Annotated in this window: 17 protein-coding genes and 1 pseudogene; 4 read left to right on the forward strand and 14 right to left on the reverse strand. The window is 74.1% G+C overall.

All coding sequences use genetic code 11. From position 1 onward, the window contains the following. Window positions 1-163 precede the first annotated feature (163 nt). The 12 genes from GA0115242_RS30515 to GA0115242_RS30570 all read right to left on the reverse strand — a co-directional run bounded on the left by GA0115242_RS30515 (window position 164) and on the right by GA0115242_RS30570 (window position 12,327). Window positions 164-766: a sigma-70 family RNA polymerase sigma factor gene (locus GA0115242_RS30515; protein WP_093834183.1), complete on the reverse strand. Its 603-nt coding sequence runs from the start codon at window positions 764-766 to the stop codon at window positions 164-166. A 221-nt stretch (window positions 767-987) separates the two neighbouring features. After that, complete coding sequence (locus GA0115242_RS30520) at window positions 988-1,728, reverse strand: hypothetical protein (RefSeq protein ID WP_093834185.1); 741 nt, start codon at window positions 1,726-1,728, stop codon at window positions 988-990. A 134-nt stretch (window positions 1,729-1,862) separates the two neighbouring features. After that, window positions 1,863-2,405, reverse strand: coding sequence for a copper chaperone PCu(A)C (locus GA0115242_RS30525; protein WP_093834187.1), 543 nt, complete (start codon window positions 2,403-2,405; stop codon window positions 1,863-1,865). Then, on the reverse strand, window positions 2,402-4,702 hold the full coding sequence (locus tag GA0115242_RS30530; protein ID WP_093834189.1) for a heavy metal translocating P-type ATPase: 2,301 nt from the start codon (window positions 4,700-4,702) through the stop codon (window positions 2,402-2,404). Before GA0115242_RS30530 ends, GA0115242_RS30525 begins: the two co-directional genes overlap by 4 nt. Further along, a complete protein-coding gene (locus GA0115242_RS30535) occupies window positions 4,699-4,956 on the reverse strand; it encodes a hypothetical protein (RefSeq protein ID WP_093834191.1) in 258 nt (85 codons plus the stop codon). The genes GA0115242_RS30530 and GA0115242_RS30535 overlap by 4 nt, the downstream gene beginning before the upstream one ends. Window positions 4,957-5,119: 163 nt before the next feature. After that, the gene (locus GA0115242_RS30540) at window positions 5,120-5,749 is read right to left on the reverse strand and encodes a DUF5134 domain-containing protein (protein ID WP_093834193.1); all 630 of its coding nucleotides are present in this window, start codon (window positions 5,747-5,749) and stop codon (window positions 5,120-5,122) included. Next, a complete protein-coding gene (locus GA0115242_RS30545) occupies window positions 5,746-7,206 on the reverse strand; it encodes a PepSY-associated TM helix domain-containing protein (RefSeq protein WP_093834247.1) in 1,461 nt (486 codons plus the stop codon). The genes GA0115242_RS30540 and GA0115242_RS30545 overlap by 4 nt, the downstream gene beginning before the upstream one ends. 244 nt (window positions 7,207-7,450) lie before the next feature. Next, on the reverse strand, window positions 7,451-8,080 hold the full coding sequence (locus GA0115242_RS30550; RefSeq protein WP_093834195.1) for a DJ-1/PfpI family protein: 630 nt from the start codon (window positions 8,078-8,080) through the stop codon (window positions 7,451-7,453). Between the two features lie 56 nt (window positions 8,081-8,136). Then, window positions 8,137-8,931 (reverse strand): ABC transporter ATP-binding protein, encoded by a 795-nt coding sequence (locus tag GA0115242_RS30555; protein WP_256089794.1) that lies wholly within the window; start codon window positions 8,929-8,931, stop codon window positions 8,137-8,139. After that, window positions 8,928-10,004 (reverse strand): FecCD family ABC transporter permease, encoded by a 1,077-nt coding sequence (locus GA0115242_RS30560; protein ID WP_093834197.1) that lies wholly within the window; start codon window positions 10,002-10,004, stop codon window positions 8,928-8,930. The genes GA0115242_RS30555 and GA0115242_RS30560 overlap by 4 nt, the downstream gene beginning before the upstream one ends. After that, the gene (locus tag GA0115242_RS30565) at window positions 9,985-10,764 is read right to left on the reverse strand and encodes an ABC transporter substrate-binding protein (protein ID WP_346014022.1); all 780 of its coding nucleotides are present in this window, start codon (window positions 10,762-10,764) and stop codon (window positions 9,985-9,987) included. The genes GA0115242_RS30560 and GA0115242_RS30565 overlap by 20 nt, the downstream gene beginning before the upstream one ends. Before the next feature lie 540 nt (window positions 10,765-11,304). Next, window positions 11,305-12,327: a GlxA family transcriptional regulator gene (locus GA0115242_RS30570; RefSeq protein ID WP_093834201.1), complete on the reverse strand. Its 1,023-nt coding sequence runs from the start codon at window positions 12,325-12,327 to the stop codon at window positions 11,305-11,307. A gap of 649 nt (window positions 12,328-12,976) precedes the next feature. On the opposite strand from GA0115242_RS30570, the gene GA0115242_RS30575 reads away from it, so the two are divergent. The 3 genes from GA0115242_RS30575 (at window position 12,977) to GA0115242_RS30585 (ending at window position 17,421) form a co-directional block, all read left to right on the forward strand. Then, window positions 12,977-14,170, forward strand: a complete 1,194-nt coding sequence (locus GA0115242_RS30575; protein WP_093834203.1) for an FAD-dependent monooxygenase — start codon at window positions 12,977-12,979, stop codon at window positions 14,168-14,170. A 49-nt stretch (window positions 14,171-14,219) separates the two neighbouring features. Next, window positions 14,220-15,482: a diaminobutyrate--2-oxoglutarate transaminase gene (gene ectB / locus GA0115242_RS30580; RefSeq protein WP_093834205.1), complete on the forward strand. Its 1,263-nt coding sequence runs from the start codon at window positions 14,220-14,222 to the stop codon at window positions 15,480-15,482. A 259-nt stretch (window positions 15,483-15,741) separates the two neighbouring features. Beyond that, a complete protein-coding gene (locus GA0115242_RS30585; RefSeq protein WP_093834207.1) occupies window positions 15,742-17,421 on the forward strand; it encodes a chloride channel protein in 1,680 nt (559 codons plus the stop codon). 189 nt (window positions 17,422-17,610) lie between these two features. Here GA0115242_RS30585 and GA0115242_RS30590 read toward each other — a convergent pair whose 3' ends face one another. Continuing rightward, a complete protein-coding gene (locus GA0115242_RS30590) occupies window positions 17,611-18,150 on the reverse strand; it encodes a MarR family winged helix-turn-helix transcriptional regulator (RefSeq protein ID WP_093834209.1) in 540 nt (179 codons plus the stop codon). Between the two features lie 203 nt (window positions 18,151-18,353). Continuing rightward, window positions 18,354-19,193, reverse strand: coding sequence for a LysR family transcriptional regulator (locus GA0115242_RS30595; RefSeq protein ID WP_093834211.1), 840 nt, complete (start codon window positions 19,191-19,193; stop codon window positions 18,354-18,356). Window positions 19,194-19,286: 93 nt separating this feature from the next. Between GA0115242_RS30595 and GA0115242_RS30600 the strand changes: the two are divergent. Further along, window positions 19,287-20,025: pseudogene (locus tag GA0115242_RS30600) on the forward strand (SDR family oxidoreductase). The last annotated feature ends 15 nt before the right edge of the window (window positions 20,026-20,040 follow it).

A 20,040-nucleotide genomic window follows, 5' to 3' on the forward strand; every position in this document is an offset into this window, starting at 1 on the left:
GATGCCGACCAGCTGACCGGGGCGTGCGGCCGCGGGCGCACCCGGCACCGGGCCGATGCCGGCTGGCGGGGACCGCCCCTGGCCCCGCCAGCCGTCCGAGGGGGCGCCGCCGTCACCGGCGGCGCCCCTTCTCTGCGGCCGTGGCGCCGGGGCGTCCGCGCGGTCAGGCCGCCAGGGCACCCGGTGTCTCGGCGTCCCGCAGCAGCCGCTCCAGGGTGGCCCTGGCCCGGAAGACCCGGGAGCGGACGGTGCCGACCGGGCAGCCGGTGAAGCCCGCGGCCTCCTCGTACGACAGGCCGACCACCTGGGTCAGCAGGAACGCCTCACGGCGTTCGCCGGGGAGCGCCGCCAGCAGGTCGAGGAGGGCAACGCCCTCGTCGAAGCCGGGCAGGGCGACCGACTGGCCGCGTTCCTGGGCGTCACGCCAGTCGACGGCGTCCGCGATCCGGGGGCGGGTGGCGGCGCGCCGGATGCTGTCCGCGACCGCGCGCCGGGCGATCGACAGCAGCCAGGTCCTGGCCGGGGCGCGTCCTTCGAAGCGGTGCAGACTGCCGAAGGCGCGGGCGAAGGTGTCCTGGGTGAGGTCGTGCGCGGTCTGCGGATCACCGCAGAGGTAGGTGACGTACCGCAGCACGTCGCCGTGGAGGGCGCGGACGAAGTGCTCGGCCGCGTCGTGGTCGCCCGCTCGGGCGGCCAGCGCGTACGCGGTCGCCACCGCGTCCGCGGATTCTCGGTGCGCCCGGCGGGCGGGCAGGACAGAGATCATCACGAGATGTCCTTCTCGGGTCTTCCGGTGCGCGGGCCCGCTCGGGGCACCGGCTCACCGGCACGTGGGTGCGTCCGTACGCAGGGGTACGGCGGTGCCCGGAGCCCGTCGGGAATCGGGGGGTCGGCCGCGGTGCGGCACGACGAGGGCCCGGCGGTGCCCGGCGCGCGCGGCGTCCCGGGGACTCGCCGGGGGAACGGGCCCCGGTGGATCCGGCTGTCTCAGGCGACAGCGGCGGCCGCGGGCGGCCCCCGGAAGGTGAGGGAGGCGCAGAGCAGACGACGCACCGGAGCGTCGGCTGCGGGACGGCGCCGACGGACCGAGGGACGGTGCGCGGGCGCGGGCAGGGCGAGCAGCAGCCGCAGGGGTGCCACCAGCCAGGCGGCCGCCGCCCGCAGGACGCGGAAGACGCCCCGCTCACCGTGGGCGAGCCACAGCCCGCACAGGAGCGAGGCCAGGAGGTGCGCGGAGAACATCCCGACCGACGCGGCCCCGGTCATGCCGTGGACGTGGCCGAGACCGGTCATGCCGTGGGCGCCGACCGCCATGTCCGTCCCGCCGCCCGTGGAACCGGCCTGCGCGGCAGCGGCGGAGTGACCCACCGCCGCACCCATGGAACGCATGTCCATGGAGGGCATGTTCATGGAGCGCATGTCCATGGCGTGCCCGCTCATGGCGTGCGCGCCCGCCTGGGCGGCCGTGGAGGCGGCCTGCTGGGCCAGCGAGAACCCCTCGTGGAGCAGGGCCTGCACGGCGGTCACGACGACCACGATCGGACCGCGGCCGCGCTCGCGCCCGGCGAGCACCCAGCCCGCCGCGCCCGTCACGGCCGCTCCGGTGCCCATGGCCCACCAGGGGACGGGATCCCCCGACATGGTGGCGTGGGCGAGGGCGGCGAGCAGCACGCAGACGGCGGCGAACACGCCCGCCCGCACCGCGCGGTACCACCCTCGGACAGTCATGGTCCGGTCATCCTCGCATCCGGCGTTCGCTCGTCGTCAGGGGGTACGTGGGGGACCCCGCCCCACGACTCACCCCACACCAGGTGACCCACATCACATCAGGTGGGCGGGAACCCGGGGCGTCCCGGGAACGACTACGGAAGGGACGCGGAGCCGGGACGCACCACCACCGCGACGGACTCGACGGTGCCGCCGCGCCGGAACTCCAGGGTGAACGTCACCAGGTCACCGGCGCTCCAGCCGCCCTCGGGCACCGGCACCGTCAGATCGACGCCGGTGGGCGACATGGCGAGGCTCTCGCCCGCCGCGACGGCCACGGAAGCGATCGGCGACCGGTAGGCGCCGTTGCCCCCGGTCATGCGGTGCCGGGAGAGCGCCACCCCGTCCGGGACGCCCCGGGCCGTGACCCGCAGCAGCGTGTCGGACGAGCCGCCCTCGTTGGCGATGTCGAAGAAGGCAGCCGTCTCGGGGACGCCGGCGGACGGCAGCAGGACCTTTCCCTGCGTGACCCTGATACGCGCCGGGCTGCCCGCACGGCCCGCACCGGTCCACGCCGTCAGGCCCGCGAGCGCCACACTGCACGCGGCGACCGGGACCAGCGCGGCCAGCGCCGTGTCCCTGACCCCGCGCCGGTCGCGTGCCCGCGGCCGGGAGACTCCGTCCCTGATCCGCGTCATCGTGCCGCCGCCTTCCCGGTCCGTGCCCAGCGGGTCCGGCGCGCCGGGCCTGTCGCGTGAGCCGGTCGCCAGTCGCGCAGTCTGAGGCTGTTGGCGACCACCAGCACGGAGCTGACGGACATGGCCGCGGCGGCGAACATCGGGTCCAGGAGTCCCACCATCGCCGGCGGCACGGTGACGGCGTTGTAGCCGAACGCCCAGAGCAGGTTGACGCGGATGGTGCGCAGCGTGCGCCGGGCCAGTCCGACGGCGTCCACGAGCGCCTCGATGTCCCCGCGCGCGAGGGTCAGGTCGGCCGCGCCGATGGCGGCATCGGTTCCGCCGCCCATGGCGATGCCCAGGTCCGCCGCGGCGAGCGCGGCGGCGTCGTTCACCCCGTCCCCGACCACCGCGACCCGGTGGCCGTCCTCCCTGAGCCGCCGCACGAGGGACGCCTTCCCCTCGGGGGTGCAGCGGGCGTGCACCTCATCGATCCTGAGCGCGTCTGCCACGGCCTCGGCGGGCGCGCTGCGGTCACCGGTCGCGAGCACGGGGCGGATGCCGAGGCGCCGCAGCCGGTCGACGGCACGGTAGCTGCCGGACCGCGGCGGGTCGCCGAGGGCGATGAGCGCTGTGTCCCGGCCGTCGATCCGCACCAGGACCGGGGTGTGCCCGGCGTTCTCGGCGTCGGTCAGCGCCTCCGCCAGGGCAGGGTGCGCTGTGCCGTCCGGTGCGCCCAGGGCGACCGTGCGGCCCCCGGCTGCGCCGCTGACGCCGTGGCCGGGTGTCGCGGTGAAGGCGGTGACGTCCGGCAGCGGGCCGGTGTTCGGCAGGCGGCGCGCGAAGGCGACGACGGCCCGTCCGATCGGGTGCTCCGAGCCCTGTTCCACGGCCGCGGCGAGCCGCACGACCTCGTCGCGCCCGAGGGTTCCCGGCACGACGGTCACGTCCGCGACCGTCATGTGACCGGTCGTCAGGGTGCCGGTCTTGTCCAGGACGACCGTGTCGATGTGCTGAAGCGCCTCCAGGGTCTGCGGACCGCGCACCAGCACGCCCAGCAGGGCGCCGCGCCCGGTGGCGGCCATCAGGGCGGTCGGTGTCGCGAGGCCCAGCGCGCACGGGCAGGCCACCACGAGGACGGCCACGCAGGCCGTGAGCGCCGCCTGCGGGTCGGCTCCGGCTCCCAGCCAGAAGCCGAGGACGGTGACCGCGACGGCCAGCACGGCGGGCACGAAGACTCCCGCGACGGCGTCGGCCAGGCGCTGCGCCCTCGCCTTGCCCGTCTGAGCTTCCGTCACCAGACGTGTGATGCGCGCCAGTTGGGTGTCCGCGCCGACGGCGGTGGCCTCGACGCGCAGCAAACCGCCCGCGTTGAGGGCCCCGCCGACCAGCGCCGACCCGGGCGACACCTCCCGGGGCCGGCTCTCGCCGGTCACCAGGGACAGGTCGACGGCGGAACTGCCGTCCGTCACGCGCCCGTCGGTGGCGACGCGCTCCCCCGGGCGTACGACGAAGACCTGGCCCACCCGCAACTCCGCGATGGGAACGGCTCGTTCGCCCTGCTCGTCGGTGACGAAGACGTGCCGGGCGGCCAGTTCGGCCAGGGAGCGCAGCGCCTGTCCTGTTCCGCGTCTGGCCCGTGCCTCCAGGAACCGCCCGGTCAGCACGAACAGCGGGACGCTGACGGCGGCTTCGAGATACAGGTGGGCCATGCCCTCGGACGAGGAGGGCACCGGGCTGAACGACATCCGCATCCCGGTCTCGCCCGCCCCGCCGAGGAACAGCGCGTACACCGACCAGGCGAAGGAGGCGACGACTCCCAGCGAGACGAGCGTGTCCATGGTGGCCGTCGCGTGCCGCAGTCCCCGCAACGCCCTGCTGTGGAACGGCCAGGCGCTCCACACCGCGACCGGGGCGGCCAGCACGAAGCAGAGCCACTGCCAGTTGCGGAACTGCAGCGCCGGGACCATCGACAGCACCAGCACGGGGACCGCGAGCAGCGCGGTGACCACCAGCCGCTCCCGCTCGCGGCGGGCCTCCGGGTCGTCCCGGTCCGTCCGCGCGCTGTCCTCGTCCCCGCCGCTCACGGGCAGTTCGGCCCGGTAGCCCGCCCGCTCGACCGCCGCGACCAGCTCGCCGGGGGTCACGGCGGGCGGGTGGCTGACCCGGGCGAGCCCCGTGGCCAGGTTGACCGTGGCCGTGACGCCCTCAAGACCGGCGAGCCTCCTCTCCACCCGGCGCACACAGGCCGCGCAGGTCATGCCGCCCACGGTGAGGTCGGTGACCGTGAGTCCGGCCGTCGCTCCGCCCGCGCTCATCCGCCGCTCCCGTGCCCCATCCCGGGCATGTCCTCCATGCCGTCCCCGTCCCCGTCCCCGTCGCCGCCGTCGCCACCGGCGGTTCTGCCGGTGCCGTGCAGGCCGGGCGCCACGGGACCGGCGGCGGAACCGACGGCCCACGACACGGAGAACACCAGCACGAGCAGCAGCAGGAAGCCGCAGAGCGCGGGAGGGGGAAGGAGACTGCGGGCGGTCACACCGGCGGAACGGGGTGACAACGGGGCTTCGGCCATGTCCGGCCTTTCCTGGTCGCGCCGAGCCGCCCTGCCGTGATGGCAGCGACGGCCGTACCGGTCCAGTAGTCGGACGGCCGTGACCCGCGGTTCCGGGGGCGAATCGTGATGTGCGTCTCCTTCGCACGTCCGTGTCCCGCGCCCCGGACACCGGACGGTGGCGTCAGACGAGGAGGACGAACGTCAGCGCCATGCCCAGGGCCATCGCCGCGTGACACAGGGGTTCGGCCACCGCCGCCGGGAGGGGCGTCGCGGGCACCCGCGCCCGGTCGAACGCCTGGGCCAGCCAGAGCAGTCCGAAGGCGGTGAGGACGACGGACAGCAGGACGGCGGTCCCCTGCTGTCCCGCACCGGAGAGCGACATCGTCACCGCCGCACCGCCGCCGGACATGTCCATTCCCGGCATGTCGTGGCCGCCCCCGGGCCCGCCGGACGCCGTCGCGTGGCCATCCATCACGGCCGCCATCCAGGCCATGGCCAGCATCATGACGACGTGCGGGACGGCGGCGGCCAGCCCCTCCCGCGGGGACGCGGGCCGCGGCGAGCGGAACCGCGGGGCGGCCGCGAACCAGAGCGCGCCCAGGGAGAAGACGAGGATCTGCGGGCCCGCGGGCAGGTCCGTACCCCAGGGCCAGACCATGGCCGCCATCGCCGCCGCCATGACGGCGTGCAGGACGTGGCCCACCCGGTCGGCAGACGCACGGTCCGGGGCCGCAGTCGCCCGGAGCGCGAACAGCGCGGGCAGCAGGAACAGAGCGGTCAGGATCCACCTGAGTCCGGTGGCGGCGATCACGCGGTCGCCCCCGTCCGTCCGGCGCGACGGCGGCGCAGGAACCCGACGAGCAGGTCGACGGCGAGGAAGCACAGCAACGGCAGGCCGAACAGCGGTACGTAGTAGCCGATCACCGCGACGACGAGGACGGCGGGAGCGAGGAACCGGCCGGGCAGTCCGCGCCACGCTCCCGGCGCGGGCGCGCGGCCGAACCTGACGCCCTCGCTCCGGGTGGGCCGCCGCTGCCACCACATGCGGTACCCGCCGAGCAGCATGCCGGTGAGCGCGATGGCGAGCAGCGCGAGGACGATCTGGTTGGCGAGGCCGAACAGCAGCCCCATGTGGGCGTCGATGCCCCAGCTCGTCATCTTGGCCGACAGCGGGTAGTCGGCCCAGTCCGCGCGGTCGGTGACGGTGCCGGTGGCGGGGTCGACGGCCACCGTGTCATGGCGTTCGGGCCAGCTTCGGGTGTTCTCCCGGACCACGTAGGCGGCCTGGTCCGCCGTCGGCGGGGACACGTTCAGCACCCCCCGCAGCCCGGCCGCGTGCGCGGAGGCCACGACCGCGTCGATGCCCACGTCCCGGCCGCCGCCGTCCGGTCCGCCCGCTCGGGCGCCGGGGAGGTCCGTACCGACGGCCGGAACGGGACCGGTGAGCGCGGACTGGATCTCGCCGATGCTCGCGCCCGCGTGCGCGGACCAGGTCATACCGGTGAGGGACAGTCCGAGCAGGCCGACCGAGGCCCAGACCCCGGCCACCGCGTGCCAGGACATCGTGCGTCTGCGGCCCGCGGGCCCGCCCAGGGGCACGACCACGCGGCGGACGCGCTGCCGTGTCCGGGGCGCCGTGAGCCACAGGGCGAGACCGCCCAGGACCTCGACCCACAGCCAACTGGCGGCGGTCTCGCTGTAGAGGCGGCCCGGTTCGCCGAGGTGCAGATGCCGGTGCAGGCCGTCCACCCAGGCGCGCACCGGCAGCCACCATCCGGCGAACGTCCTCTCCTGGCCGAGCACCTCGGCGGTGTACGGGTTCACGAACGCGGTCTGGTCGTGGTCGTCCGGCAGGCCGGGCTTCGCGAAGACGACCCTGGTGCTGTCGGTGCGGCCGGTCGCCGGTGTCACCGACACCAGTGCTCCCCGGGGCACCGCCGCGCGCGCCGCGGCCACCTGCTCCGCCAGCGGCCGGGGCGTGCCGTCCGGTGTCACGCGCAGTTCGTGGCGGTAGACGACCGCCTCGATCTGCGGTGTCGCCGTGTAGAGCAGGCCCGTGACCGCGGCGACGAGCAGGAAGGGGCCGATGAGGATTCCGGCGTAGAAGTGCAGCCGCAGCAGGAGCGGCCGCAGGGCGCTCCACGACACGCTCGGGGTCCGCGCGGCACGGGCGGCCGGTGGGTTCGTGCCGTCCGCCCCTGGTGGGTCCGGGTGTTCGGCGTCGGGGACGACGCCCCTCGCCTCGTCCGCCGCGCGGCTCTCCGTCATGACGATCCTCTCCACCGGAACGGCTCCCGCCGCATTCGTAGGTCCGATGCAGTGGTCGTCCGCGCCGGAGCACGAGTTCCCGCCCGCCCAAGTGACGCGCTTCACAAGGGCTTTAGGCCTTCGACGGTGGCGGACCCGGGAGGCGGTGCCGAGGCGGGCGGGTTCCTGGTCCGGCGACGGCGAGGCCCGGGGGTGGCGGTCCGGCCTGCGCCCGGCGCGGTGCGGCGGGTCGGAGCCGTGGCGTTCACCCCTGTGCGAACAGCGTGAACATCTTCTCGACGTCCTCCGGTGACGCGGTGTCCCTGCTCCCCGAGCCGTAGGGCGGCCGGGGCGCGTACTCGATGAGGAGCTGCACGGCGCGTGCCACGTCGTCGCCCCGGAGCAGACCGGCCAGGGTCAGGGCCATGTCGATGCCCGCCGAGACGCCCGCCCCGGTCGCGTAGTGGCCGTCGATGACGACGCGCTCGTTCACCGGCGTCGCGCCGAACCCGGCGAGCTGGTCCAGGGCGCCCCAGTGGCTCGTGGCCCGGCGTCCGCCGAGGAGGCCCGCGGCGGCGAGGATCAGGGAGCCCGTGCACACCGACGTCATCCAGGTGGTCGGGCCGTCGACGCGCCGCAGCCAGGCGTGCAGGGGGCCGTCGGACATCTGGTCCGCCTGCCCGGAGCCGCCGCCGACGACCACGACGTCCGGCGCGGGCACGTCATCGAGCCGGGCCACGACGCCGACCGACAGACCGCCCAGGTCGTTGCGGACGGCGCCCGGGGTCTCGGCGACGAAGACGGCCTCGGTGTCCGGGAGCCGGCCCAGGACCTCGTAGGGCCCGATGACGTCCAGCGCGGTGAAGCCGGGGTAGAGGACGATCGCCACCTGCATGAGGGAATCCTTCGGTCGTTTCGAGCGGGACGGGTGCTGCACGGGTACTGCCGCGGTCATGCGGGGGTGCGGCCCTGCGCGCGGGTGGCGGAGGCGACGGCGATGCGCGGCCTGCCGGTGAGGGGGTGGGTGTCGAGCACCGCGCGCACCCCGAAGACCCGGTGGACCAGTTCGGGGGTGAGCACGTCCGCCGGAGGTCCGACCGCGACGAGTCCGCCCTCCGCCATGACCGCGACACGGTCGCAGTAGGAGACCGCGTGGTCGAGGTCGTGCAGGGCGGTGAGGGTCGTCATGCCCAGGTCGCGCAGCAGGTCCAGGACGTCGAACTGGGCCCGTACGTCGAGGTGGTTGGTCGGCTCGTCGAGGATCAGCAGCCCGGCCTCCTGGGCGAGGGCGCGGGCGAGCAGGACCCGCTGCTGCTCGCCGCCGGAGAGCGTGGCGAACGACCGCCCGGACGCCCACGCCATGTGCACGTCCTCCAGAGCCCGCCGGACCGTGCGGTGGTCCTCGGCGCCGTCGCGGTCGAGCGTTCCCCGGTGCGGGGTCCTGCCCATGGCGACGACCTCCTCCACGGTGAACTCGGCGCCGAGCACGGTGTGCTGGGTGACGATGGCGCGTCGGCGCGCCGCCTCCCGCGCCGACAGCCCCCACACGTCCTCGCCTCCGATGAGGACCGCTCCGGCGACGGGTCTCAGCACGCGGTACGCGCTGCGCAGGAGCGTGGACTTGCCGCTGCCGTTGGGGCCGATCAGTCCCACCATCTCGCCGGGCGCGACGCTCAACGACACGTCGGACACGGTGCGGGTGGCGGCGAGGTCGATGCAGACCCCGTCGAAGTCGAGCCGTGTCACATTCCCTCCGAGCGCCTGGCCCGGCGCAGCAGCCAGAGCAGTACGGGGACGCCGACGGCGGCGGTGAAGATGCCCACCGGCAGTTCGTCGGGGCGGGCGACGGTCCGGCCGGCGAGGTCGACGAGGACCAGGAAGACGGCACCGGTGAGCAGGGACGTCGGCAGCACCCGCCGGTGTTCGGCGCCCACGGCGAGCCGGGCGATGTGCGGGATCACCAGTCCGACGAAGCCGAGCCCTCCGGCGACCACGACGACGGTCGCGGTCATCAGCGACGTCACGACGAGCAGCCGTCGCCGCAGGCGGTGCACGTCGACGCCGAGACCGGCCGCCGTGTCGTCCCCGGCCATCAGCGCGTTGAGGGAGCGCCCCTGCGTGAAGAGCCAGAGGGTGCCCAGGACGAGTGCGGCCGTCGGCAGGCGCAGGTCGGACCACTCGGCGCCCGCGAGGCTGCCCATCAGCCAGAACATGATGCCGGCGATCCGCTGCGGATCGGTCTGCAACTGCACGAAGCTCGTGGCCGCGACGGCGAGGTACCCGACGGCGACACCGGCGAGGATCAGCCGTGTGTCGGTGAGGCGGCCACCGCGCTGGGCGATCACGAACACCGCGCCCATGGTGAGCACCGACGCCACGAACGCGCCGCCGGTCATGCCGAGACCGCTCAGGGCCGTGGAGCCGGTCGCCGAGACGAGGACGGCTCCAAGCGACGCGCCCGGGGTGATGCCCAGCATGTACGGGTCCGCGAGCGGGTTGCGGACCAGCGCCTGGAGGGCGACACCGATGACGCCGAGACCGGCGCCGACCACGGCGGCGACGAGCACGCGGGGCAGCCGGAGGTCCCAGACGATCTGGTCCTGGAGCGGGTCCAGGCGATCGGCGCCGCCCGTGAGGTGCCGCAGGACCACGTCCCACACGTCCCGGGCGGGCACGGCCACCGTGCCCGTGGACACCGCGACGGTGACGGCCGCGACGAGCATCGCGGCGAGCGCCGTGTACAGCAGGCCCGTCGCCCGGCCCGGGACCGGGTGCGGTCCGCGCGACGGCGCCCGGCGGTCAGCGGGGGTGCGTGGCATCGGCGATCTTCTCCACGGCACGGACGTTCGCCGGGCCGATGAACGCCCCGTCGGCGAGGGAGGTGTAGGTCTTCGTGCGGGACGCGCTCCACTGCGGGTACTTCGCGAACAGTTGGTCCGCGAGCCGCTTCACCTCGGGCTCCTCGGACGGATCGGTCAACCCGACCACGAGCACGTCGACCTCGGCGCTCGCCAGTGCCTCGGGGCTCAGGGTCGACGTGAGGTCCGGGTCCGGCCCGTCGCTCGGGAAGGAGTTCTCGCCTCCCGCCTTCTCGATGATGTCGTCGTAGACACCGCCGGAGAAGACGGCGGGCAGACCGCCGGCGTTCATGGAGGCCATCCCGGGAAAGGCCAGCAGCACCTTCGGGCGGTCCTCGCCCGCGACCCGGTCGCCGACGGCCTCGACCCGTTTCCTGAGCCCGGCGACCACCTCGGCCGCCTTCTTCTGCACATCGAAGATCACGCCGGTCTCCTCGATGAAGTCGTACGTGGACGCGATGGACTGCCGGTCGTAGGCGGCCTGATCGGCGGCCGACGGACGCGTCGCCCCGTACGCGCAGTCGACCGGATTGACGTAGGAGTCGATACCGGCTCTCGCCAACTGGTCACGGGTGGCGAACCCGCTCTCCGCGTTGAATCCGCCGCTCCAGGTGGACACCACCAGATCCGGTTTCAGGTCGAGCACCTTCTCGGCCGGAACGTCGAAGTTCTTGTTCCACGAGGTTCCTCCGGTGGGCAGCTCCGCCACCTTTTCCACCATGCCCGGATCATCGGAGACGGTCACTCTCTGCGCGTTGGCGAGAATGTGGTCCTGAAGACCCAGGAGAACGTACGACTGCACTTCTCCGACCGATGCGCCATTCATGATGAGCACCCGCTCGGGCGCCTTGTCGAACGTCACTTTCCGGCCGCAGTTCCGGATGGTCAGCGGGTAGGACGTCCGCGCCGGAGCGACGATTCTCGTGGGTGCGGGCGCGTTCTCCGCCGCAGGTCGCGACGCGGCTCCGGAACCGCATCCGGACGCCAGGAGAACGAGGCCGGCGGTGGTTGCGGCTATACCGCCAGGCCGTGCGGCGAACCGCGCGGAACCGGTCGAGGGAGGGGGCATGGAGGTCTCTGCTTTCCGGACGCGGACAGGGCCGCGGAGTCGTTTCAGGTGCTCGACAACCCTAAAAGCGCCTTCGGTTTCCCGTCCATGTCACACAGACCAACTAATCTGCCATCACCGGAACTTGAGGACGCGTCCAACGGGTCGATCGCGAACGGGAGAGCGGTGACGCGGCACGGTGAATCCTCTGCGTCACCGATGGGACGAGGATTCCGTATCGGTCCGTCCGGCGGGATCACGGCGGTATTCCGTGGGTGAGAGGCCGAGTTCGCGCAGGAAAGCGCGGCGCATCGCCTCCGGCGACCCGTATCCGCAGCGGCGCGCGACAGCGCTCACGCCGTCGCGTGTGTCCGTCAGCATGCGCCGCGCCGCCTCCAGGCGAACGAGATCCACGTACCGGCCCGGGGTGACGCCCACCTGGTCGGCGAAGGCACGGGCGAACTGGCGGGGTGAGAGGCCCGCGCGCCCCGCCATCGCGGGAACCGTCAGATCGGCGGCCGGATGGGCGGCGGCCCAGTACTGGACCTCGCGCAGCGGGTCGGAGCGGGCGACCTGCGCCGCGAGCTGGGTGCTGAACTGCGGCTGGTCCCCCGGCCTTCGGACGTGGACCACCAGGAGCCTGGCGATCTCGTAGGCCACCGCGCGTCCGAAGTCCTCCTCCACGAGGGCGAGGGCGAGGTCCACTCCGGTCGTCACGCCCGCGGACGTCGAGACCGAACCGTCCCGGACGAAGATCGGGTCCGGGTCGACCGTCACCCGGGGGAACCGGTCCGCCAGGTACGCGCAGCACTCCCAGTGCGTGGTGGCGCGACGGCCGTCGAGCAGACCGGCGCTCGCCAGCAGGTACGCCCCCGTGCACACCGACACCAGGCGTCCCGCCCGGGGCGCCCGCTCCCGCAGCCAGGACACGAGCCGGCCGTCCACGTCCGCCACCCCGGGCCCGCCCGGCACGAGCACGAGGTCGGCCTCCCGGACCTCCGTCAGGTCGAGGTCGGGGACGAGGCCCAGTCCACCCGCCGACCGCACGGGCGTGCCTCCGAGCGAGGCCGTGCGGATCGCGTAGGGGGGCGCGTCCTCACTCCCCGCGTACCGGGCCGCCGCCGTGAACACGTCCACGGGGCCCGCCACGTCGAGAGGCTGCACGCCGTCGAAGAGGACGACGAGGACGGACTGGGTCCTGAGTCCGGCCAGTCCCGCGGCCCGTCTCCCGTCCATCCCACCGCCCCATCGCTCCGCCCCCGCGCCGAGGCAGTCGCTCTCCCGGACGGTGCTCTCATCGTGGCACGGGCGCCGCGCCCCACGAGCCGTACGGGCAAAGCCGGGGACGTGACGATTCTCCCGGCCCCCGCCCGGAACTGGACGGCGTCCCGGAACGACGGCGCACACCCGCCGGTCCCGCGGGGTCGGGATCGCGGGGCCCTCCGCTCACCGCCGGGCCGGGTCCGCGGGCACCGGCGGAGCACGTCCGGAGGACTCCGGGGCGTCGCGGCGGGGCAACGATCCGACAACACACCAGCGCCTCTCCCCCGCCACCGGCCCGGGTGAGGAGGGCAACGGGCGCCCCGCGTCGGACGGTCGGGCGCGAGCGGCGTCTCCACGCAGACCGCTCCCGGCCGACACCCCGGCATCCCGGACGTGGACCGCTCTCACCTGGCACGACGCACGCCCACGGACGAGCGCGACCGGCGGCGGCCGGGGCGGGTGCGGCGTCGGCCGTCACCACGACTCCGCCTCTCTGACGGGGTCGCCACGGGAGTTCCGCCGGGGCTGGTCTCCGCTCCGGGACTTCTTGACAGTGAAGCTTTGCATTGTGCAAAAGTAGGCGCGGCTCCATGATCCCGACCCGGCGAAGGGGGACACGTCCATGCGAGCGCTGATCTGCGGAGCGGGAGTCGCGGGGCTCGCCCTCGCCGTCCGGCTGAGCGAGCTGCCCGGCTGGGAGGTCCTGCTCCTCGAAGGGGAGCCGGGGCCTCCCGGCGACGACCTGATCGACGTCCACGGCCCGGGGCACGACGCCGCCGACGCCATGGGCCTCCTGCCCCGCCTGCGGGAACTCGGCCGGCCGGTCACCGGCACCGCCCCGATCGACGCCCGTGACGGCGGCCGCGACACCGGCGCACGGCGGTTCCCCCGCCGGTCCCGGGACGGGCGAGGGCTGCGCGTCCTCACGTCCGACCTCCAACTGGCGCTCGGGGAACGGCTGCCAGCCTCCGTCGCACGGCTCTCCGGCGTCGGCCCGGAGCGGATCGACGCCCACCGCTACGGAGTCCGCCTGCGCCTCACGGACGGCGGCGGCATCGGCGCCGACCTCCTCGTCGGGGCCGACGGCACCCACTCCGCCGTCCGCACCCTGGCCTTCGGTCCCGGACACCGGCACGTGCGCGATCCGGGGCTGCGCTCGATCGCGTCCGCCGTCCACGACCCGGAACCGCACCACCGGCTCGACGGCATGCGGGCCCGCACCGACGGACCCGGTCAGCAGATCGGCCCGCACCCCCTGCGCGACGGCCGAGTCGCCGTCTCCGCCGTGCACCGCGCCGACGGCACCGCCCCGCCCGACGGCAACTGGGCGGCGCTGCGGCGGGCGTTCGGAGCGACGCGCCTCCTCGTGCCTCCGGCCGGGCACGGGCGCCCGCCGTCCCTGCGGCTCCGCCACCACCCGGTGACGCAGACGGAGCTGCCCTCGTGGAGCCAGGGCCGGATCACGCTGGTCGGCGGCGCCTGCCACGCCGTGTCCCCGCTCGGCGGGCAGGACGCGCTCCTTGATCTCGCCGGTGCCCGCGTCCTCGCGGACCAACTCGCCGGGGCCCGCAGCGTCGAGGCCGCGCTGGCCTCCTACGAACGGCTCTGGCGCCCCGTCGTCGCCCGTCAGCAGCGTGCCGCCTGGGCCGCCGCGCGCCGGTCCGTCCCCGCCGCCCGCCGACAGGCGCGCCTCGGGCGGATCGTCCTGCGGACGGGAGCCCTCCTCGGACCGGTTCGTCCGGCCGCCGCGTCGCCGCGCGACGGCTTCCGCCCCGTCCGGAGGGCGGACGACGCGCCGTCCGCGCGCACGGGGTGAACGGACTGCTTCCGCCCGCCAGCACCAACTCCCCAGGAGATCCACCGGTATGACCGTGATCGGGACATCCATGAGCGTGTTCGACCTGCTCGAATCGGAGGTCAGGAGCTACTGCCGGAGCTGGCCCACGGTCTTCGACCACGCCCGCGGCAGCAGGCTCTGGTCCGAGGAGAGGCGGCGCTACCTGGACTTCTTCGCCGGTGCCGGATCGCTCAACTACGGCCACAGCAATCCCGTCCTCAAGCGCGCCCTGCTCAGCTACCTGGAACGGGACGGGATCGTCAACGGACTGGACATGGCGACCACGGCGAAGCGGGACTTCCTCACCGCTTTCCAGGACCTCGTCCTCGGCCCGCGGGGCCTGCCCTACAAGGTGATGTTCCCCGGGCCGACGGGCACCGACGCGGTCGAGGCCGCGCTCAAGCTCGCCCGGAAGGTGAAGGGCCGGGAACCGGTCGTCTCCTTCACCAACGCCTTCCACGGAATGTCCCTCGGGTCTCTCGCCGTCACCGGCAACGCCTTCAAACGAGCCGGTGCCGGCGTCCCGCTGGTGCACGGCACCCCCATGCCCTTCGACCGCTACCTGGACGGTCGGGTCCCCGACTTCCTGTGGCTCGAACGTCTCCTGGAGGACTCCGGATCCGGCCTCGACCACCCCGCGGCGGTCATCGTCGAGACGGTCCAGGGCGAGGGCGGCGTCAACGTGGCCGGACCCGGGTGGCTGCGCGCGCTCGCCGACCTGTGCGCACGCCACGACATGCTGCTCATCGTCGACGACGTGCAGATGGGCTGCGGCCGTACCGGACCCTTCTTCTCCTTCGAGGACGCCGGGATCACCCCTGACATCGTCACCCTCTCGAAGTCCGTCAGCGGCTACGGCCTGCCCATGGCACTGACGCTCTTCTCGCCCGAGCTGGACCGATGGGAGCCGGGCGAGCACAACGGCACCTTCCGCGGCAACAACGCGGCGTTCGTCACGGCGACGGCCGCCCTCCACACGTACTGGGCCGACGACGAGCTGGAGCGGCGCACGGTGCGCCTGGGGAACCGCGTCGAAGAGCGGCTGAGCGCGATGACCCGCGAGCACCACGGGCTGAGCCACCGCGGCCGCGGGCTGGTCCGGGGCATCGAGTTCGAGGACCCGGCGCGAGCCGCCGCCGTCTGCGCCCGAGCCTTCGAACGGGGGCTGCTCGTGGAGACGTCAGGACCGACGGGCCAGGTCGTCAAGCTGCTGCCTCCGCTGACGGTGCGGGACGCCGAACTCGACGAGGGCCTCGACATCATCGACCGGGCCGTGCTCGCGACCCCCTGACGCACGCGGACGCCAAGGCACCGGCCCGTCCCGTCGCCGCGCGGGCCGACGGCACCCCGCGTACCGCCCGCCCGACGCCGTCGCGGGGCCGCAGGCGGGTGGGCCCTTGACATCATTTGCATAATGCAAAGGTAAGGGTGTGCAATCAAAGCGCCCGAGGCCGAACACGACGGACGGGAAGCACGTGCCCAGCGATACGAAGAGCGGTCGCCCGCGCCTCCAGGGGTTCGCGGCGCTGAGGAGCGCGCCGCGGAACCTGATGGTGCTCGCGGTGGTGATCGGGGTGGGTGCCGGGATCGGCTCCATCGTCTTCCGGTGGTGCGTCGAGACCTTCACCCGGTTCTTCTCGGGGCACGCCGACTACGCGGCCTCCCCGGGCGCGGGCAACCCGCACGCGCCCTGGCTCGGCCCGTGTTTCGTGCTCCTCGCGCCGGTGGTCGGCGGACTGCTCTACGGCCCTCTCGTGCACCGGTTCGCGAAGGAGGCACGCGGCCACGGCGTTCCGGAGGTGATGCTCGCCGTCGCGCAGCGCGGCGGGCGGATCAGCCCGAAGGTCGCCGTGGTGAAGACGCTCGCCTCCGCCCTGTGCATCGGGTCGGGCGGCTCGGTCGGCCGCGAAGGTCCGATCGTGCAGATCGGTTCCTCCCTGGGCTCCGCCCTCGGCCGGGTGACGAAGGTGACCGAGGGACGGATGAGGCTGCTGGTCGCCTGCGGCGCGGCCGGCGGTATCGCGGCGACCTTCAACGCGCCGCTGGCCGGTGTGTTCTTCGCCATGGAGCTGATCCTGGGCACGTTCAGCGCCGAGGCGTTCGGGGCCACCGTGCTCGCCAGTGTCACCGCGAGCGTCATCGGACGGGCCGCCTTCGGGAACCTGGCCTTCCTGCGGCTTCCCGACTTCCACGTGGACCACCTGGGCCAGTACGCGCTGTTCGCGGCGCTCGGCGTCGTGGCGGGCGTGGTGGGCGTCGGCTTCTCCCGCTTCCTGTACCTGGTCGAGGACGCCTGCGACTGGCTCTGGCGGGGCCCGGAGTGGCTGCGGCCCGCCGTCGGCGGAGTGGCGCTCGGGGCCGTGCTGCTGGTTCTGCCGCAGATGTACGGCGTCGGCTACCCGGTGCTGGAGAAGGCCACCGAGGGCGGCTACGCCGTCGGTTTCCTGCTGCTGTTGCTGGTCGGCAAGATGCTGGCGACCAGCCTGACGATCGGGATCGGCGGTTCCGGCGGGGTGTTCGCCCCCAGCCTCTTCATCGGGGCGATGCTCGGCTCCGGGTACGGCTCGCTCGTCCATCGTCTGCTTCCCGGGTCGGCGGGCGCGGTCGGCGCCTACGCGCTGGTCGGCATGGGCGCGGTGTTCGCCGGTGCCGCGCGGGCACCGATCACCGCCGTGGTGATCCTCTTCGAACTCACCGGTGAATACTCGATCATCCTGCCGCTGATGCTGGCGATCGTGCTGGCGACGGCCACCAGCCGACTGCTGTCCGGCGACACCGTCTACACCCTGAAGCTGCGGCGGCGCGGCATCGACCTGGACGGGCCCGTCCCCGGCGCGCGGATCGGGACGCAGCGGGTGGACGCGGTGATGGAGCCCCTGCCGTCACCGCTGCCCGCGTCGACCGTGCTCGCGGACTCCGCCGGTCTGCTGAGCCTCTCGGGCCACGGCGCGCTGCCGGTCGTCGACGACCACGGGGCCTACGTGGGCGTGGTGACGGCGCGGGCGGTCGCGGAGGCGCTGGCGGAACGCCCGGACGACGCGCCGGCGGTGGTCGGCCTGCTCGCCCAGTCACCGCCGCCCGTGCTGGCCGATCAGCCGCTGGTCCAGGCGCTGCACACCCTGTTGTCGGTCGCGGGCACCGGGGTGCCCGTCCTCGCCTCCGAGCGCGGCGAACCGGTGGGCTGGCTGAGTCACCAGAGCGCACTGCGCGCGGTGCGCACCACGGCCTGAACGCGCCGGTCCCGTCCCGTTCCTGACGGGTGGCGAGGTCACACGGTCATGCGACGGGGGCGCGACGGCGAACTCCCGGTGTCCCCACCGCCGCGGACCCGTGAGCCGTCGCCGACGGGACCGTTCGCGACCGGGTCACGATCGACAGGGTGCCCCCGACAGGCTCGGGTCCGACGGGGACCCGCCCGGTCACATCTTGTGGGCCCTGGCCTCGTCGACGGCCCAGCCGAGCGGATGGGGCTCCGGGTCGCCCGCGGCGGGGGTCACCGGGGGCTCACCGCCCGCTCTGTTGAAGGCGCCCAGAGCCTCGATGAGAGCGAGCCGCTGCGTGGGGCCGAGACGTGCGACGATCGCGGCGATCTCCGCGCGGCGCCGCGCGGTCACGTCCTCGACGGCCCGCCGCCCCTCGTCGGTGGCCTGGAGCAGGGTCTCCCGGCGGTTGCCGGGATTGGCCCGGCGGTCGGCGAGTCCGGCCGCGATGAGCCGGTCGACCATGCGCATCGCGGTCGACGGCGCCACCTGGAGCAGGTCGGCGAGCACCACCAGCTTGGTGGCGCCCCGGGTGGCCAGCACGACGAGCATGCGGAACTGCGGCAGGGTGACCCGTTCCTCGACCTCGGCGAGGGAGCGGGCCGACACCGCCACCAGCAGGCGGGAGGCGGTCAGCACCGCCCTGGTGACCGCGTCGACATCGTCCATGGTCCCCGCGGGGATCTCACGCTCCGGCATAGGTCCCTTTCTACCGTGCCGGGGTCGCCTCTCTCCCACCCGGTGGGATCGGGCTTCTCCTCGCGGTCGCCGGGACGTCGCCCGGACGTGGGGCCCGTGTCTCCGCCGAGGTCCGGCACCCGGCCCGGTCGCGCCTCCTCACCGCCGGGGGCGTCCGGGGCTCGGGTCACTCCGGCGGAGCCGCCCCCGGCGGGCCGCCCGTCTCACAGACACGTCGCCACACGGACCAGGTCCGCGACCGTGCGGAGGCGGCTGTGCGGGGGCCAGGCTATCGCCGTGGTCACCAGGGGGGCGTCCAGGACCGGCACGGCCGCCAGGTCCGGGCTCAGGTCGGTGGCGGCCGACGCGGGGAGGACCACGGTGGTACGGCCCAGCGCGACCAGTTGGAAGAGCTGGGTCAGGTTCCGGATCTCCGGACCGGGTCCCTCCGGGTAGCCGCCGCCGGGATCGGGCCAGCGCGCCGTCGGGAGGTCCGGCAGCGTCGTCACGTCGGCCGTCCGCAGCCGCGCGCGGGCGGCGAGCGGGTGCGCGGCCGGAAGGATCGCGACCTGTCCCTCGGTGAACAGCGTCTCGGTGTCCAGCCCGGCCGCCGAGTCGAAGGGCAGGTGCAGCAGCGCCACGTCGGCCCGCCCGTCGCGCACCGCCAGCCGGTGCTGGTGCGCCTCGCAGAGCAGCAGCTCGACGGTGGCCGCCCCGGGTTCCGCGGCATAGGCGTCCAGGAGCTTCTTCAGCAGGTCGCCCGCGGTGCCCGACTTCACCGCGAGGACAAGACCCGGACGGGTCGCCGCGGCGCCGCGGGTGTGCCGCTCCGCCGCGGTCACCGCACCGAGGATCGCGCGCCCCTCGGCCAGCAGTACCTCTCCGGCCGCGGTGAGCGCGACCCTGCGGCTGGTGCGTTCCAACAACACGGTGCCGAGCCGCCGTTCGAGCTGTGTGATCGCGCGGGACAGGGGCGGCTGGGACATCCCCAGACGCTGGGCGGCCCTGCCGAAGTGCAGCTCCTCGGCGAGAGCGACGAAGTACCGCAGCTCGCGCAGTTCCATGGGTCCAGGGTACGGACGCCGGACGGCGGATCGATACCGTCCGGGTATCGCCGCACCACCGGGACGGTGTTGGTCCGTGCCCGCGGGCCGCGCATGCTCGCTGTCATGAACGAGAAGACGACCGCGCTGGTCACCGGCGCGAACAAGGGGATCGGGTACGAGATCGCGGCCGGGCTGGGCGCGCGGGGCTGGAGTGTCGGTGTCGGCGCCCGGGACGCGCGACGCGGCGAGGACGCCGTGGCGACATTGCGCGCGGCCGGGGTCGACGCGTTCGCCGTACCCCTGGACGTGACCGACGGTGCGAGCGTGGCCGCCGCGGTCAGGCTGATCGAACAGCGGGCGGGAAGGCTCGACGTCCTGGTCAACAACGCCGGTGCCGCCGGTGGTTGGCCCGACGAGCCCACGACCCTCGACATCGAGACCGTACGGCTGCTGCTGGAGACCAACGTCATCGGCGTCATCCGGGTCACCAACGCGATGCTGCCGCTGCTGCGCCGCTCGGAACACCCCCGGATCGTCAACCAGTCGAGCCATGTCGGCTCCCTGACCCTCCAGACCACGCCGGGCGTCGACCTCGGCGGGGCCAGCGGGGGCTACGCGCCGACCAAGAGCTGCCTCAACGCCGTCACCGTCCAGTACGCCAAGGAGCTGAGCGGCAGCGGCGTCCTGATCAACAACGCCTGCCCCGGCTACGTGGCCACCGACCTCAACGGGTTCAGCGGCGACCGGACCCCCGCGCAGGGCGCGGCGATCGCCGTCAGGCTGGCGACCCTGCCCGACGACAGCCCCCAGCGGCCTGCTCTTCGACGACGACGGGGTCGTGCCCTGGTGATCTGATCCGCGCGTC

Source organism: Streptomyces sp. SolWspMP-5a-2, assembly GCF_900091845.1.
GTDB lineage: Bacteria > Actinomycetota > Actinomycetes > Streptomycetales > Streptomycetaceae > Streptomyces > Streptomyces doudnae.